This is a genomic window from Streptomyces speibonae, assembly GCF_984686075.1.
This window is the reverse complement of the sequence record NZ_OZ480260.1, coordinates 1,472,430-1,490,971: the sequence shown is the minus strand read 5'-3', so window position 1 is coordinate 1,490,971 and position 18,542 is coordinate 1,472,430. Positions and strand designations below refer to the sequence as shown.

Genomic DNA, 18,542 nt, shown 5'->3' with positions numbered 1-18,542 from the left:
GCCGCACCCGTGAGGGGCCGCGGGTTCCGTCTTTTCGGGCAGACTTCGTGCCCCATGGCTTCCTGACTCGGCGCCATTGCCACGTTTAGCTTTCAGGAGTGAGCCTCTGGACTTCCCTCGAGCCCGCCTCCGCCACCGTGGACCCGGGCAGTAGTACGACAGTACGCCTGCGTCTTCGCAACACCGGCGACGTGGTGGACGAGTACCGCTTCGAGGTAGTGGGCTCACCCGCGCCATGGGCCGTCGTGGAGCCGCAGTCGCTGCGGCTGTACCCGGGAACGACGGGATCCGTGGAGCTGACGTTCTCCCCGCCGCGTACCCCGGACGCGACCGCGGGGCCGAACCCGTACGCCGTGCGGATCACACCGACGGAGCACCCGGAGGCGACGACGGTCCCGGAGGGGAACCTCACCGTCACCCCGTTCACGGAGATGCGGGCGGAACTGGTGCCGTCCACGGTGAAGGGCCGTTTCCGCGGCCGTCCGCGGCTGGCCGTGGACAACCTCGGCAACACGAAGCTGACGGCGTCGGTGAGCGGCAGCGACAACGGGGACCAGCTGTCGTACGAGATCCGGCCGAGCAATGTGCAGATCGAGCCCGGCCGGGCGGCGTTCGTGGAGACGACGCTGAAGCCGCGGCAGAAGATCTGGTTCGGGTCGGCGGAGCAGCGGCCCTACACCCTGGCGGTGCGGCGGTCGGGTGAGAGGCCGCTGGACGTGGAGGGTACATACGTGCAGCGGGGCTTCCTGCCGCGCTGGCTGGCGGTCTTCCTCAGCGTCACCGCGGCGCTGGCGGTCACGTTCGTGATGCTGTGGATCGCCTACAAGCCCCAGGTCCGCAGCGCCGCCACCGAACAGCTCCAGGAGGCCGGCGTCAGCACGCTGCCGCCCGCTTCCTCGGCGCCCCCCGAGCCACTGAAGGCCCCGACCGCCGACGCCACGACGCCCCCGGGCGCGTCCAAGGAACCGTCGGGCGGCGGAGACGGGGCCGGCGGTGGCGGCGGTGGCGGTTCCGAGCAGGAGAAGGAGACCAAGGCCCCGGAGAGGACCGCCGCGACCGCCGTCCAACAGCTCGCCGCGGACGACCCGGGCGGAAAGCACATCTGCTACCGGGTCCATGTGGCGGACCAGGGCTGGTCCGACGCCAGGTGCGACGGCGAAGAGGCGGGCAACCCGGGGTCGGGGAAGCCGATCACAGCCGTCAACGTCGCCGTGTCCGGAACCAACGGCACGACCAGCCGCTCCCTCGTCCACGATCCCGGATCGACCGACGGCGAAGGGGAGTTCGGGCCCTGGACGGATGCCAAGGACGGCATCGACAACTACGTGGGCAGCACCAAGCGGGACGCCCCGCACATGCTCGGGTTCATCGTCAGCGTCGACCGCGGCGCCCGCTCCGTCTGCCAGACCTCCTACGTCCACGACGACTCCTGGCTCAACCTGGCCTGCGACGAACCCGGAGCCGGGCTCGCCTTCACCTACGTCGGCACCCACGACAACAACCTGTGGATCGAAGCGGTCAAGCTCACGGTGTGATCCGAACCGCCCCCGGCCGCCTCTGCGGTGACCGGGGGCGCCGTGTGTCGCGGAGAAGACGCGACGCATGAGTGCGCAAGCGAGGCCCTGACGATCCGGACCGGCATCGCCGAAGTGAGCCCGGCGGAACAAGACCTGTTCCGGACGGGCGGAAGGCGGGAGAGGACAACATGAGCGTCGACCGAAGCGAGGGCATGCCCGAAGCGCAGGGCGGGCATCGCGCATTGATGGCCGGACAGCTCGGAGTGTGGCACGCGCAGCAGCTGGACCCGGACAGTCCCCTGTACAACATGGGTGAATACCTCGAGATCCACGGACGGGTCGACGCGCGCTTGTTCGAGTCGGCCGTACGCAGGGTCGTCGCGGAGACCGACTGCTTCTCCCTCCGCTTCATCCAGGACGCGGACGGAGTTCCCCGGCAGCTCGCCGAATCGCCCGGCGACTGGCCGTTCCACCTAATCGACGTCAGCGCCGAGGACGACCCGGGCGCGAGCGCGATGAGCTGGATGCTCGCGGACATGCGGCGTCCGGTGGACCTCTGCGGCGGCGACCTCTTCACCCAGGCCCTCATCACCGTGGGAGAGGACCGCTGCTACTGGTACCAGCGCATCCACCACATCCTCGCGGACGGACTCGCGGGCCCCCGGATAGCCGCCCGGCTGGCCGAGATCTACACGGCCCTGTCGGCCGGCGAACCCGTCCCGGCCGGCGCTCCCCGCTCCTGCTCCCTCCTGCTGGACGCCGATGCCGCATACCGGGCGTCCGAGGACTTCGAGGCGGACCGGGCGTACTGGACCGAGCGCCTCACCGACCTCCCCCCGGTGGTCAGCCTCAGCGGCCGGACACCCTCCGCCACTCCCGAGTCCCTGACCCGGCACACACTGCACATCCCCCCGGACACCGCCGGCGGTCTCAAGCACTCCGCCCGCCGGCTGGGAACGAGCCTGCCGGGCCTCTCCATGGCGGCGAGCGCCGCCTATCTGCACCACGCCACGGGACAGCAGGACCTCGTTCTCGGCGTCCCCGTGATGGGCCGGAAGACCGCGTTACGCGACGTCCCCGGAATGACGGCGAACATCGTTCCCCTCCGCCTCACCGTGGAACCGAAAGCCACCGTACGGGAGCTCGTGAAGCAGGTCTCCCGCAGCGTGCGCGACGCCCTGAAACATCAGCGGTACCGCTACGAGGACATCCTCAGGGACCTGAAACTCGTCGGCCGCAACGCCCTCTACCCCCTGCTGGTCAACATCGTCTCCTTCGACTACGACCTGAGGTTCGGCGACGCGCCCGGCCGTGCCCACGGCCTCGGCGGCATCAACTTCCCCGACCTGTCGGTATCCGTGTACGACAGGTCGTTCGACGGAAGCGTCTCCGTGGTCGTGGAGGGCAATCCGGAGCTGTACAGCCAGGAGGCCGTGCGCCGGCACGCCGCGCACTTCCTCGACGTGCTGACCTGGCTGGCCGGGGCCGCCCCGGAGGACCGCGTCCACCGGCTGACGCTGATGAGCCGCTCCGAGCGGCACCAAGTCCTCCACGAGTGGAACGACACCGCCCGCGAGGTGCCCGCCGCCACGCTCCCGGAGCTGCTGCGGACTCCGGCCGCCCGCACTCCGGACGCGGACGCGGTCGCCGTGGTCTTCGAGGGCACCGAGGTGACGTACGCCGGCCTCCACGCGCGTGCCAACCGCCTCGCCCGGCTCCTGATCGACCGGGGCGTGGGTCCCGAGACGCGGGTCGCGGTGATGCTGCACCGCTCCGTCGACCTGGTGGTCGCCCTCCTCGCCGTGGTCAAGGCCGGCGGCGCCTACGTGCCCGTCGACCCCGATCACCCCGCCGACCGTGTCGCGTACCTGCTCGCCGACGCCCGGCCGCTCCTGCTGCTCACCCGCACGGAACTGGCCCCCACCGGTGCACAGGTGCCGCACCTGGCCGTCGACGACCCCCGCACGACCACCGCGCTCCAGGCCTTCGAGGACGGCGAACTCACCGACACCGAGCGCCGCGCCGCCCTGCTGCCCGCCCACCCCGTCTACGTCATCTACACCTCCGGCTCCACCGGACGGCCCAAGGGCGTGGCCGTACCGCACGAGGGCGTCGTCAACTGGCTCTCCTGGATGCAGGGCACCTACGGGCTCACCGCGGCGGACCGGGTGCTGCAGAAGACACCCTTCGGATTCGACGTGTCGGTACGGGAGTTCTTCTGGCCGCTGCTCCAGGGCGCGACCATGGTGGTCGCCAGGCCCGCCGGCCACCGTGACCCCGGATATCTGGCCGGGCTGATCCGGCGCGAGCGGGTCACGATCGCGCACTTCGTCCCGTCCCTGCTCCAGGTCTTCCTCCGCGAACCGTCCGCCACCGCCTGCACGGACCTGCGCGCCGTGTTCTGCAGCGGCGAGGCGCTCCCCGCTGACGTCGTCGCGCAGTCCCGGGACGTCCTGGGCGTCCCGCTGCACAACCTCTACGGTCCCACCGAGGCGTCGGTCGAGGTCACCGCGTGGACGTGCGACGCCGACGCCGAGGCGGGCGGTGTCCCCATCGGGCGCCCGGTCTGGAACACCCGGGTCTACGTGCTGGACGCGGCGCTGCGTCCGGTACCGGTGGGTGCCGCCGGTGAGCTGTACCTGGCCGGCGTCCAGCTGGCCCGCGGCTACTTCGAGCGGCCGGGGCTGACGGCGGAGCGGTTCGTCGCCGATCCGTTCGTGCCGGGGGAGCGGATGTACCGCACCGGCGACCTGGCCCGGTGGAACGCCGACGGGGAGGTCGAGTACCTCGGCCGGACGGACGACCAGGTGAAGGTCCGGGGCGTCAGGATCGAGCTGGGAGAGATCGAGGCCGCCCTGTGCACGCATCCGTCCGTGGCCCAGGCGGCGGTCGTGGTGCGGGAGGACCGTCCCGGCGACCAGCGCCTGGTCGGCTACCTCGTCCCGGAGGCCGGTCCGGGGCGTGCCGACAACGCCGCCGTCGGCCGGTACCTGAGCGACCTGTTGCCGGATTACATGGTGCCGTCGGCGCTGGTGGTGCTGGACGCGCTGCCGTTGACGGTGAACGGCAAGCTGGACCGCAAGGCCCTGCCCGTCCCGGAGTACGAGCGGACCGGTGAGGGCGGCCGGGGGCCGGCCACGGCGCAGGAGGAGCTGCTGTGCTCGGTGTTCGCCGAGGTGCTGGGCGTCCCCTCGGTGGGCGTGGAGGACAACTTCTTCGAGCTGGGCGGTCATTCGCTGCTCGCGACGCGTCTGGTGAGCCGTATCCGGTCGGTGTTCGGGGCGGAGGTGCCGATCCGGGCGCTGTTCGACGCGCCCGCACCGGCCGCCCTCGCGGGCCTGCTGTCCACGTCCGGTGAGCGGCGCCTGCCGCTGGTGAGGGAAGCGCGGGCGGACCGCGTCCCGCTGTCGTTCGCCCAGCAACGGCTCTGGTTCCTTGGCGAGTTGGAAGGCCCCTCGGCGACCTACAACATCCCCGTCGAACTCCGGCTGACGGGAACCCTGAATGTCGCCGCCCTCGCAGCGGCCCTGCACGACGTCGTGGGCCGGCACGAGGTGCTGCGGACGGTGTTCGCCACGGTGGACGGGCAGCCGTACCAGCGCGTCCTGCCGAGCGACGAGGTGTCGCTGCCCCTGGAGGCCGAGCAGGTGGCCGACCTCGGCTCCGCGATCGCGGAGACTGCCGGTCACCGCTTCGACCTCGCCGCCGACATCCCGCTGCGCGCCCGGCTGTTCCGGACCGCTCCCGACCAGCACGTCCTGGTCCTGGTGGTGCATCACATCGCCGGTGACGGATGGTCCCTCGTCCCGCTGGCACGCGATCTGTCGGCCGCTTACACGGCACGTTCCACCGGCCGTACGCCCTCATGGGCAACGTTGTCAGTGCAGTATGCCGACTACAGCGTGTGGCAGCGCCGGCTGCTGGGCGAGGAGGACGACCCGGACAGCGTGCTCTCCCGGCAACTCGCCCACTGGCGCGGCGCACTCGCCGGCCTGCCGGACGAACTGCCGCTGCCGTTCGACCGGCCACGCCCGGCGGTCTCCTCGCACCGGGGCGGACAGGTCGAGCTGACCATCGACACCGAACTCCACCAGGCCCTGGCCGAGCTGGCCCGGGCGCAGGGCGTGACCCTGTTCATGGTCGTGCAGGCGGCGCTGGCCGTGCTGCTGCACCGGCTCGGCGCCGGGGACGACATCCCCGTCGGCACCCCGGTCGCGGGCCGCACCGACGAGGCACTGGACGACCTGGTGGGCTTCTTCGTCAACACCCTCGTGCTGCGCTCGGACCTCTCCGGCGACCCGACCTTCCGCCAACTGCTCGACCGCACACGGGAGTCGGACCTCGCCGCCTACGCCCATCAGGACGTGCCGTTCGAACGGCTGGTGGAGGACCTGGCACCGGCCCGGTCCATGGCCCGGCACCCGCTGTTCCAGGTCATGCTCACCCTGCAGAACACCACGCCCCTCACCTTCGACCTGCCCGGACTGGACGTCGAGGCACGCCCCGCCGGCGCCCTGCCCGCCAAGTTCGACCTGGACCTCCAGCTCACCGAGCGGACCACCGACGACGGCGCCCCGGCCGGACTGACCGGGCTGCTCGTCCACTCCACCGACCTGTTCGACCCCGCGAGCGCCGAGGCACTCGCCCGGCGCTTCCGCACGGTCCTGGAAGCAGTGACCGCCGACCCCGCGGTGCCGGTCGGCCGCATCGACGTCCTGGACGCCGCGGAGCGCGAGCGGATCCTGTCCGACGGGAACGGCCCCGCCCGGGAGGTACGACGGACCACCCTCGTCGCCCGGTTCGAGGAACAGGCCGCGCGCACCCCCGACGCCACAGCCGTGGTGTGCGACGGCACCCAGGTGACCTACGCGGAGGTGAACGCGCGGGCCAACCGGCTGGCCCGCGTCCTCGTGGACCGGGGCGCCCGGCCCGAACGCCGCGTCGCGGTAACGGCGGACCGCTCCAACGACCTCGTCGTCGCCCTCCTCGCGGTACTCAAGACCGGAGCCGCGTACGTCCCCGTCGACCCCGCCCACCCGGCCGACCGCATCGCCCACATGCTCGCCGACGCCCGGGTCACCCTGCTGGTCACCCACCGGGCCACACCGGACGCGGGGACGGCCGGTGTCCCGCACGTCGACATGCACGCCCCGGAGACCGAGGCGGCCCTGTCCACCCAGGCCGGGGACGACCTCGCACCCCACGAGCGCGGCGCGGCACTCCTGCCCGACCACCCCGCCTACGTGATCTACACCTCCGGCTCCACGGGACGCCCCAAGGGCGTCGAGGTGAGCCACGCGGCGGTCGTCCACTACCTCGACTGGGCCATCGACGCCTACCCCGGCCTCGGCGGCCGGACCGTGCTGCACTCGTCGGTCGCGTTCGACCTGACCGTGACGCCGCTGTACGGCACGCTCCTCTCGGGCGGCACCCTGCACCTCGCCGACGTCCGGGAAGCACTCCGCGCCGACGGACCGGCGCCGACCTTCCTGAAGGTGACACCGAGCCACCTGGACCTCCTCTCCGAAGGGCCCACCGGCTCCTTCGGACGAGGGGGAGACCTCGTCGTCGGAGGCGAGAACCTCACCGGCGACCAGCTCGCCCGGTGGCGCTCCGCACACGACGACGTCCGGGTCACCAACGAGTACGGCCCCACCGAGGCGGCCGTCGGATGCGTCACGTTCACCGTCCGCCCCGGCGACCCCCACGCACCGGGAAGCGTCCCCATCGGCCGCCCCGCACCCCACACACGCCTCTTCGTGCTGGACGCGGTGCTGCGGCCGGTCCCGCCCGGCGTGGCAGGGGAGTTGTACCTCGCCGGAGCCCAACTGGCCCGCGGGTACCTCGGCCGGCCGGGGCTGACGGCGGAGCGGTTCGTCGCCAACCCCTACGGCGGGCCCGGCGAGCGGATGTACCGCACCGGCGACCTGGCCCGCTGGAACGCCGACGGGCGGCTGGAGTACCTGGGCCGTACGGACGACCAGGTGAAGGTCCGGGGCTTCCGGATCGAGCCGGGCGAGGTGGAGGCGGTGCTGGGGGCGCATCCGTCCGTTGCCGGGTGCGCGGTGGTGGTGCGGGAGGACCGTCCGGGCGACAAGCGCCTGGTGGGTTACGTGGTTCCGGCGGGTGGTTCCGTCGACATGGACCTCGCTGCGGTGCGTGCGCAGGCGCAGGGGGTGCTGCCGGACTACATGGTGCCGTCGGCGCTGGTGGTGCTGGACGCGCTGCCGCTGACGGTGAACGGCAAGCTGGACCGCAAGGCCCTCCCCGCCCCGGAGTACGAGCGGACCGGTGAGGGCGGCCGGGGGCCGGCCACGGCGCAGGAGGAGCTGCTGTGCTCGGTGTTCGCCGAGGTGCTGGGCGCGCCCTCGGTGGGTGTGGAGGACAACTTCTTCGAGCTGGGCGGTCACTCGCTGCTCGCGACGCGTCTGGTGAGCCGTATCCGGTCGGTGCTCGGAGCGGAGGTGCCGATCCGGGCGCTGTTCGAGGCACCCACTCCGGCCGCCCTCGCGGGCCGGCTGTCCGCCTCCGCCGCGAGGCGCAGGCCACTGGCGCCGGCCGAACGGGCGGACCGGGTGCCGCTGTCGTTCGCCCAGCAACGGCTCTGGTTCCTTGCCGAGTTGGAGGGTCCCTCGGCGACCTACAACATCCCGGTGGCGCTGCGGCTGACCGGTGACCTGGACGTCGAGGCGCTGCGGTCGGCGCTGGACGATCTGGTGGGCCGGCACGAGGTGCTGCGGACGGTGTTCGCCACGGTGGACGGGCAGCCGTACCAGCGCGTCCTGCCCAGTGACGAGGTGTCGCTGCCCCTGGAGGTCGAGCAGGTGGCCGACCTCGGCTCCGCGATCGCGGAGACTGCCGGTCACTGCTTCGACCTCGCCGCCGACATCCCGGTGCGGGCGCGGTTGTTCCGGACTGCTCCCAGCCAGCATGTGCTGGTTCTGGTGGTGCATCACATCGCGGGTGACGGGTGGTCGATGGGTCCGTTGGCGCGGGATGTGTCGGTGGCGTATCGGGCGCGTGTGGTGGGGCGGGTGCCGGAGTGGGTGCCGTTGGGGGTGCAGTACGCGGATTACGCGGTGTGGCAGCGTGCGGTGCTGGGTGACGAGGGTGATGCGGGCAGTGTGCTGAGTGAGCAGTTGGTGTATTGGCGGGGGGTGTTGGCGGGGGTTCCGGAGGAGTTGGTGTTGCCGTTCGACCGGCCGCGTCCGGCGGTGGCGTCGTATCGGGGTGGCCGGGTGGAGATCCGGGTGCCGGCGGTGGTGCATGCGCGGGTGGTGGAGTTGGCGCGTGCCGAGGGTGTGACGGTGTACATGGTGTTGCAGGCCGCGTTGGCGGTGCTGTTGTCCCGGGTGGGTGCGGGGACCGATGTTCCGGTGGGGACGCCGGTGGCCGGGCGTACCGATGAGGCGCTGGACGACTTGGTGGGGTTCTTCGTCAACACGCTGGTGATGCGCACGGACCTGTCGGGCGATCCGACCTTCACTGCGGTGCTGGCGCAGGTGCGGGAGAACGGACTGCAGGCGTTCGCGCACCAGGACGTCCCCTTCGAGCGGCTGGTGGAGGATCTCGCACCGACCCGGTCGATGGCGCGTCACCCGCTGTTCCAGGTCATGCTCGCCTTGGAGAACACGGCCCCGGCGAGGCTCGATCTGCCCGGCATCGATGCCGAACCACTCATGGTCGGCGAGCCGGTGGCGAAGTTCGACCTCTCCTTCGTCCTGGCCGAGACCTTCGACACCGACGCCGATGACGTCGGTGGCCGGCCCGCAGGGCTGAAGGGCGCTGTCGACTTCGCCGTCGAGCTGTTCGACCACGCGACGGTGCAGGCCCTGGCCGACCGGTTCGTGCGCGTCCTGGACAGCGTGACCGCCCACCCCCGCCAACGCGTCCACGCCATCGACGTTCTGGACCCGGCGGAGCGGAAGCGCATCCTGGTCGAGTGGAACGACTCCGCGCGTGAGGTGCCCGGGGCCACCCTGCCGGAGCTTTTCCAGGCGCAGGCCGCCCGTACGCCGGATGCGACCGCGGTTGTGTTCGGGGACGTGGAGCTGAGTTACGCGGAGCTGAACTCCCGTGCCAATCGCCTGGCCCGCTTGCTGGTCGACCGGGGTGTGGGGCCCGAGTCGGTGGTCGCGGTCATGCTGGACCGCTCCGTCGAACGGGTCGTCGCGTTCCTCGCGGTGGCGAAGGCGGGCGGGGCCCATCTGCCCGTCGATCCGGACTACCCGGCCGAGCGGATCGCCTACGTCCTCACCGATGCCCGGCCCGCCCTGGTGCTCACCAGCACAGACTTGACGTCCCGCCTCCCCGACGACCACCCGCCCCACCTGGCCGTCGACGACCCCCTGACCGGAGCCGCGCTCGCGCCGCTCGCCGCCACCGACCTCACGGACGGCGACCGCCGTACCGCCCTGCTGCCCGCCCACACCGCCTACGTCATCCACACCTCCGGTTCCACGGGACGGCCGAAGGGTGTGGCCGTCACCCACCAGGGCCTGCCGAGTCTGACGGTCGCGCAGGCGGCCGACCTGGGCATCACGACCGGCAGCCGGGTGCTGCAGTTCGCCTCGGCGAGTTTCGACGCGTCGGTCTGGGAGACGGTGATGGCCCTGTGCAACGGGGCCTGTCTCGTCTCGGCACCCTCGCACGACCTCCTCCCGGGCCCGGCGCTGGTCCGCCTGGTCGCGGAGCGTGCGGTCACGCATGCCCTCCTGCCGCCTGCCGCGCTGGCGTCGCTCGGTCCCGGCAGCCTGCCGTCGATCACGACGCTCGTCAGCGGCGGTGAGGCCCTCAGCCGGCACCTCGTCGCCGACTGGTCCGACGGCCGTCGTCTCGTCAACGCCTACGGCCCCACGGAGTCCACGGTCTGCGCCACCACCGCAGGACCCCTCTCCGCGGACGCGGCCACCACCCCGCCCATCGGCACGCCCGTCCCCAACACCCGGGTGTACGTGCTGGACGCGGCGCTGCGGCCGGTCCCGCCGGGTGTGGCGGGGGAGTTGTACCTCGCCGGTGCGGGCCTGGCCCGTGGCTATCTCGGCCGGCCGGGGCTGACGGCCGAACGCTTCGTCGCCTGCCCCTTCACCCCGGGCGAGCGGATGTACCGCACCGGCGACCTCGCGCGGTGGAACACCGCCGGGCAGGTCGAGTACCTGGGCCGTACGGACGACCAGGTGAAGGTCCGGGGCTTCCGCATCGAACTCGGCGAGGTCGAGGCCGCGTTGGCCGCGCATCCGTCCGTGGCGCACGCCGCCGCGGTGGTGCGCGAGGACCGGCCCGGTGACCAGCGCCTGGTCGGCTATGTCGTTCTTGGCACCGGTCCCAGGCACGCAGTCGACACCACGGCCCTGCGCGCCCACGTCGGCACGCTGCTCCCGGAGTACATGGTGCCGTCCGCGCTGGTGGTGCTGGACGCGCTGCCGCTGACGACGAACGGCAAGCTGGACCGCAAGGCGCTGCCCGCTCCCGAGCACCGCACGGCCGAAGGGCACCGTCCGCCGGCGACGGTGCAGGAGGAACTCCTGTGCTCCGTCTTCGCCGACGTGCTGGACCTCCCCACGGTCGGCGTGGACGACAACTTCTTCGAACTGGGCGGCCACTCCCTGCTCGCGGTGCGGGTGGTCGAACTGCTGCGCGCCCGGGGAATGTCGATCGACGTACGGTCCCTGTTCGCGGCGCCCACCGTCGCCGCACTGGCGGCCTCGGGCGGCCGGGCCGAGGTGGTGGTACCGGAGAACCGCATCCCGGAGGGAGCCCCGGCCCTCTCTCCCGACATGCTGCCCCTGGTCGACCTGACCCCCGGCGAGATCGACCGCATGGTGGCCCGCGTCCCCGGCGGGGCGGCCAACGTGGCGGACGTCTACCCGCTGGCCCCGTTGCAGGAAGGCATCCTCTTCCACCACCTGATGGGTGACCCGGCCGACGGCACCGATGTGTACGTGCTGCCGGTGCTGCTGGCGTTCGACTCCCCGCAGCGGCGGGACGGGTTCATGGCCGCACTGCAGAAGGTCGTCGACCGGCACGACATCCTGCGCACCGCCGTCCTGTGGGAAGGGCTGCGCGAACCCGTCCAGGTGGTGGTGCGCCGCGCCGCCATCCCGGTGGAGAGCGTCGACCTGCCCGACGGCCCCGACGACGAGGCGGCCGCCCGGATGTCCGCCGCGTGCCCCGGGTCGATGGACATCGGCCGGGCACCCCTGGTCCGCGTGTACACGACGGCCACCCCGGTCGACGGCCGGTGGCTCGTACTCGTGCAGGCCCATCACCTGATCGCCGACCACACCACCCTGGACGTGCTGCTGGAGGAGGTGCGCGCGTTCACCGCCGGACGCGAGGACACCCTGCCCGCGCCCCTGCCGTTCCGGAACTTCGTCGCCCAGGCCCGTCTGCGCGTGGCGCAGGAGGAACACGAGCGGTACTTCGCCACCCTGCTGGGCGACGTCACCGAGCCGACCGCGCCGTTCGGCCTGCTCGACGTCCGCGGTGACGGCACCGGAGTCACGGAGTCCCGACGCGTGATGGACACGGGCCTCGCACGGCGGCTGCGGGACCAGTCACGACGGCTGGGCGTCAGCCCCGCCACGCTCCTGCACGTCGTCTGGGCGCGGGTGCTGGCCGCCACCTCGGGCCGGGACGACGTCGTCTTCGGCACGGTCCTCTTCGGCCGCATGGGCGCGGGCAGCGGGGCCGACCGGGTGCTGGGTCTGTTCATTAACTCCCTGCCGGTGCGGGTCAGGACCCAGGGTGCGCGGGTGCTGGACACGGTCCGCTCGGTACAGGATCAGCTGGCGGACCTGCTGCTCCACGAGCACGCCCCCCTGAAACTCGCCCGACAGGCGAGCGGCATCGCGTCGGACGCCCCGCTGTTCACCTCCCTGTTCAACTACCGGCACTCCAGGAGTGCCGGTGCGGCGGGCACGGACGGCGGCCTCGACGGCGTCGAGGTGCTGGACGAGCGGGAGCGCACCAACTACCCGATCGCTCTGAGCGTCGACGACACCGGCGATGGATTCGCGTTCACCGTGCAGGTCGCCGAACCCGTCCCGGGCGCCTTCCTGTGCTCCATGGTCCACACCGCCACGGAGGGTGTCGTCACCGCGCTGGAGGCGGCACCGCACCAGCGGATCAGCACGGTGGACGTCCTCGACGTCGCGGTACGGCACCGGGTCCTGGCCGAGTGGAACGACACCGCCCGCGAGGTGCCCGCGGTCACCCTGCCGGAGCTGTTCCAGGCGCAGGTCGCCCGGACACCTGAGGCGACCGCGGTCGTTTTCGGGGACGTGGAGCTCACCTACGCGGAGCTGAACTCCCGTGCCAACCGCCTCGGCCGTTTGCTGGTCGGCCGGGGTGTGGGTCCCGAATCGGTCGTCGCGGTCATGCTGGACCGCTCCGTCGACCTCGTCGTCGCCCTCCTCGCGGTGACGAAGGCGGGCGGGGCCTACCTGCCCGTCGATCCGGACTACCCGGCCGAGCGGATCGCCTACGTCCTCACCGACGCCCGGCCCGTTCTGGCGCTCACCAGCACGGAACTGTCCTCCCGTCCCACCGGGAAAGAGGCGCCGCACCTGGTGGTCGACGACCCACGGACCCTCGCCGCACTCGCAGACGCCGAGGACACCGACCTCACCGACACCGAGCGCCGAGTCCCGTTGTCGCCCGCCCACACCGCCTACGTCATCCACACCTCCGGCTCCACGGGACGGCCGAAGGGCGTGGCCGTCACCCACCAGGGTCTGCCGAGCCTGGCCGCGGCGCAGGCGGAGCACCTCACCCTCGGCACCGGCAGCCGGGTGCTGCAGTTCGCCTCGGCGAGTTTCGACGCGGCGGTCTGGGAAACGGTGATGGCGCTGTGCAGCGGGGCCTGTCTCGTCTCGGCCCCGTCGTACGACCTCCTCCCGGGCCCCGCGCTGGTCCGCCTGGTCGCGGACCGCGCGGTCACGCACGCCACCTTGCCCCCCGCCGCGCTGGCGCTGCTCGCACCGGAGAGCCTGCCGACGATCACGACTCTCGTCACCGCCGGGGAGGCCCTCAACCGCAGCCTGGCCGCCGAGTGGTCGAACGGCCGTCGTCTCGTCAACGCCTACGGCCCGACGGAGTCCACGGTCTGCGCGACCGTCAGCGCGCCCCTGCCCGCGGATGGCCACGACACCCCGCCCATCGGCACCCCCGTCACCAACACCCGGGTGTACGTGCTGGACGCGGCGCTGCGGCCGGTCCCGCCGGGTGTGGCAGGGGAGTTGTACCTCGCCGGTGCGGGTCTGGCGCGCGGCTACCTCGGCCGGCCGGGGCTGACGGCCGAACGCTTCGTCGCCTGCCCCTTCGCCCCGGGCGAGCGGATGTACCGCACGGGCGACCTCGCGCGGTGGCGACCGGACGGCGTCCTGGACTTCCTGGGCCGTACGGACGACCAGGTGAAGGTCCGGGGCTTCCGGATCGAGCCGGGCGAGGTGGAGGCGGTGCTGGGGGCGCATCCGTCCGTCGCCCACGCTGCCGTGGTGGTGCGGGAGGACCGTCCAGGGGACCGGCGCCTGGTCGGTTATGTGGTCCCGGCGGACGGTCTCGACGACGTCGACCTCACTGCCGTGCGTGCGCAGGTGCAGGGTGTGTTGCCGGACTACATGGTGCCGTCGGCGCTGGTGGTGCTGGACGCGTTGCCGTTGACGGTGAACGGCAAGCTGGACCGCAAGGCCCTCCCCGCTCCGGACTACGGGCGGACCGGTGAGGGCCGCGCACCGGTGACGGCGCAGGAGGAGATCCTCTGCTCCGTGTTCGCCGAGGTGCTGGACCTGCCCACGGTCGGCGTGCACGACAACTTCTTCGAGCTGGGCGGCCACTCCCTGCTCGCGGTACGGCTGACCAACAGGATCCGGTCCGCTCTGGGTGCGGAAGTAGCGGTGCGGACGCTCTTCGAGGCACCGACCGTCGCAGAACTCGCCCAGCGCCTCACGGACTCCGGTGCGACGCGCCCGGCGCTGGTACCGATGGCACGACCCGAGGCGCTCCCGGTCTCGTTCGCCCAGCAACGGCTCTGGTTCCTCGCGGAGTTGGAGGGCCCTTCGGCGACCTACAACATCCCGGTGGCGCTGCGGCTGACCGGTGACCTGGACGTCGAGGCGCTGCGGTCGGCGCTGGGCGATCTGGTGGGCCGGCACGAGGTGCTGCGGACGGTGTTCACCGCCGACGAGGGCACTCCGTACCAGCGGGTGCTCCCTCCGCCCGCCTCCTTCGATCTGCCGGTCGTCGACGTGGAGTGCGACGACGTGGCACACAGCGTGGCCGAACTGGCGTCGCTCCCCTTCGACTTGGCGGAGGAGACACCCGTACGGGCGTGGTTGCTCCGGACTGCTCCCGACCAGCATGTGCTGGTTCTGGTGGTGCATCACATCGCGGGTGACGGGTGGTCGATGGGTCCGTTGGCGCGGGATGTGTCGGTGGCGTATCGGGCGCGTGTGGTGGGGCGGGTGCCGGAGTGGGTGCCGTTGGGGGTGCAGTACGCGGATTACGCGGTGTGGCAGCGTGCGGTGCTGGGTGACGAGGGTGATGCGGGCAGTGTGCTGAGTGAGCAGTTGGTGTATTGGCGGGGGGTGTTGGCGGGGGTTCCGGAGGAGTTGGTGTTGCCGTTCGACCGGCCGCGTCCGGCGGTGGCGTCGTATCGGGGTGGCCGGGTGGAGATCCGGGTGCCGGCGGTGGTGCATGCGCGGGTGGTGGAGTTGGCGCGTGCCGAGGGTGTGACGGTGTACATGGTGTTGCAGGCCGCGTTGGCGGTGCTGTTGTCCCGGGTGGGTGCGGGGACCGATGTTCCGGTGGGGACGCCGGTGGCCGGGCGTACCGATGAGGCGCTGGACGACTTGGTGGGGTTCTTCGTCAACACGCTGGTGATGCGCACGGACCTGTCGGGCGATCCGACCTTCACTGCGGTGCTGGCGCAGGTGCGGGAGAACGGACTGCAGGCGTTCGCGCACCAGGACGTCCCCTTCGAGCGGCTGGTGGAGGACCTCGCACCGACCCGGTCGCTTGCCCGCCACCCCCTCTTCCAGGTCATGCTCGCCCTGGCGAACACCGCCCCGGCAGGCCTCGACCTGCCCGGCATCCACGCCGAACCCTTCCCCACCGGCGAACCGCCCGCGAAGTTCGACCTGTTCTTCAGCCTGAGCGAGACCTTCGACACCGGCACCGGCACCGGCACCTCGACCGGTCACCGCGCCGCGGGCCTGCACGGAGGCGTCGACTACGCGCTCGACCTCTTCGACCACGCGACCGTGCAGGCCCTGGCCGACCGGTTCGTCCGCGTTCTGGACAGCGTGACCAGGCAGCCGCACCAGCGGATCAGCGCCGTGGAGGTGCTGTCTGCGGCGGAACGCCACCGGGTCCTGGCCGAGTGGAACGACACCGCCCGTGAGGTGCCCAGGGCCACCCTGCCGGAGCTGTTCCAGGCACAGGCCACCTGGACGCCCGATGCGGTCGCGGTCGTCTTCGGTGATGTCGAGCTGACCTACGCGGAGCTCGACGCGCGGGCGAACCGCCTGGCCCGGGCCCTGATCCGCCGCGGCGCCGGTCCCGAGACCATCGTCGCGCTGGCCCTGTCCCGCTCGGCGGACCTGGTCGTCGGCCTGCTCGCGGTACTCAAGGCGGGCGCCGGCTACCTGCCCGTCGACCCGGAGTACCCGGCCGAGCGGATCGCCTTCATGCTCGCCGACGCGCGCCCCTCGCTGACGCTGACCACCCGGGAGGCCGCCGGGCTCATGGACACCGGGCCCGTGCTGCTGCTGGACGACCCCGCGGTGGCCGCCGAACTCGACGCTCTGCCGGACGACGCCCCCGACGACGCGGAGCGCACCGCCCCGCTCCTGCCGCAGCACCCCGCGTACCTGATCTACACCTCGGGTTCGACCGGCCGGCCCAAGGGGGTGGTGATGTCCTGCGGCGCGCTGGTCAACCTGGTGTCCTGGCACGCTTCCGCCGTCCCCGCCGAAGCCGGCTCACGGGTCGCCCAGTTCACGGCGGTCAGCTTCGACGTCTCGGCCCAGGAGATCCTCTCCGCCCTCCTGGACGGCAAGACACTTGTGGTGCCGGACGACAAGACCCGGCGGGACCCGGAAGCGTTCGTGACCTGGCTGAAGCACCAGCGGATCACGGAGCTGTACGCGCCCACCATGATGCTGGACGCCCTCGGCGAGGCCCTGGCGGAGCAGGGTACGGACCTGCCGGAGCTGCGCCATGTCGCGCAGGCGGGCGAGGCGCTCGTGCTCGGCCACCGGGTGCGTGACCTGTGCCGGGCGTCCGGGACGGTGCTGCACAACCACTACGGCCCGTCCGAGACACATGTGGTCACCGCATACACCCTGCCGGCGGACCAGGAGGCGTGGCCCATGGGCGGTGCCCCCATCGGCCGCCCGGTGGGGAACACCCGCGCCTATGTCCTGGACGCGGCCCTGCGGCCGGTGCCGGTGGGTGTCGCGGGTGAGCTGTACGTGTCCGGCGCCCAGCTGGCCCGCGGCTACCACGCCCGGCCCGCACTGACCGCACAGCGGTTCGTCGCCGACCCGTTCACGCCGGGGGAGCGGATGTACCGCACCGGCGACCTGGCCCGCTGGACCACGACAGGACAGCTGGAGTACCTGGGCCGTACGGACGACCAGGTGAAGGTGCGCGGGTTCCGGATCGAGCTGGGCGAGATCGAGGCCGCGCTGACGGCTCATCCGTCCGTGGCCCATGCGGCGGTGACCGTGCGGGAGGACCGCCCCGGCGACCGGCGCCTGGTCGGCTACGTCGTCCCCGCCGCCGGCCACATGGGCGGTGCCGACACCACGGCCCTGCGCACCCACCTCAGTGCCATGGTGCCGGAGCACATGGTGCCGTCCGCCCTCGTCTTCCTGGCGGACCTGCCGCAGACGGCCAGCGGAAAACTGGACCGACGCAGGCTCCCCGCACCCGACCTGACCGCCTCCGCGCCGGGCAGGGAACCTGCCTCGGTCCAGGAGGAGGTCCTGTGCCGGATCTTCGCCGAAGAGCTGAACGTGCCGACCATCGGTGTCGACGACAACTTCTTCGAACACGGCGGCCACTCCCTCCTCGCGGTCAGGCTGGTGCGCCGCATCCGTACCGTCATGGGGGTCGAGGTGTCCCTCCAAACCCTGATGGAGGCGCCCAGCGTCGCGGGACTCGCCCGTCGGATCGGCCTCCCCGCGACGAGCGAGTCCCTCCGCACGCTGCTGCCCATCAGGCCCCAAGGCAGCCGGCCGCCTCTCTTCTGCGTCCACCCGCGCTCCGGACTGAGCTGGTGCTTCGCCCCGCTCGCCGCGCTGGCCGACGCCGACACCCCCCTGTACGGCCTACAGGCGCGGGACGTCGACGCGGCGGGGACGCTGCCCGCGTCCATCCGGGAGATGGCGGCCGAGTACGTCGCGGAACTGCGCACCGTGCGGCCTACGGGCCCGTACCACCTGCTGGGGTGGTCGATGGGAGGCCGGGTGGCGCACGAGATGGCCGTGCAGCTCCAGGAGAGCGGCCATCAGGTGGCGCTCGTCATCATGGGCGGCTACGCACCCGCACCGACGGAGAGCCTCGATCCGGACGGCTCCGGCCGGGAGGCCGCCGAGGCCCTCCGCCGGGCGATGCTGGAACGCGCGGGCCGCGGCGGCGAGGGCGACCTGATCGCCTCGGACGCACTCGACGAGGCGCCGTCCCTGAGTGACCTCGCCGGACTGCCGCACCACTTCCGCAGTGAGATCTCGGAAGCGGAGGCCGAGACGCGGGCGCGGATCATCGCCAACAACACCCGGATCTACGTGGGCCACCAGCCCCGCACCTTCCACGGTGACGTCCTCTTCCTCTCCTCGGACGAGCTCGAGGACGGGTGGGGACGCGCCATGTGGCAGCCCTACACCTCCGGCGCCATCACCGAGGCCCGGCTGCCCTGCTCCCACGACGACATGGCCGATCCCCCCATGCTCGCCCTGCTCTGGGACGCCTTCGCCGACTGGCTCTCCCGGACATCACCGAACGACGACCGACAGGAGTGAA

The 18,542-nt window shown here is 72.1% G+C and carries 2 protein-coding genes; both read left to right on the top strand.

Going from position 1 to position 18,542, the window contains the following annotated elements; genetic code table 11:
• The first annotated feature begins 98 nt into the window (after positions 1–98).
• Positions 99–1,535 carry a hydrolase gene (locus AC5L3C_RS06550; RefSeq protein ID WP_493647533.1) on the top strand — a complete coding sequence of 479 codons (1,437 nt, stop codon included), beginning with the start codon at positions 99–101 and terminating at the stop codon, positions 1,533–1,535.
• A gap of 170 nt (positions 1,536–1,705) precedes the next feature.
• Positions 1,706–18,541, top strand: a complete 16,836-nt coding sequence (locus AC5L3C_RS06545) for an amino acid adenylation domain-containing protein (protein WP_493647532.1) — start codon at positions 1,706–1,708, stop codon at positions 18,539–18,541.
• Position 18,542 lies beyond the last annotated feature (1 nt).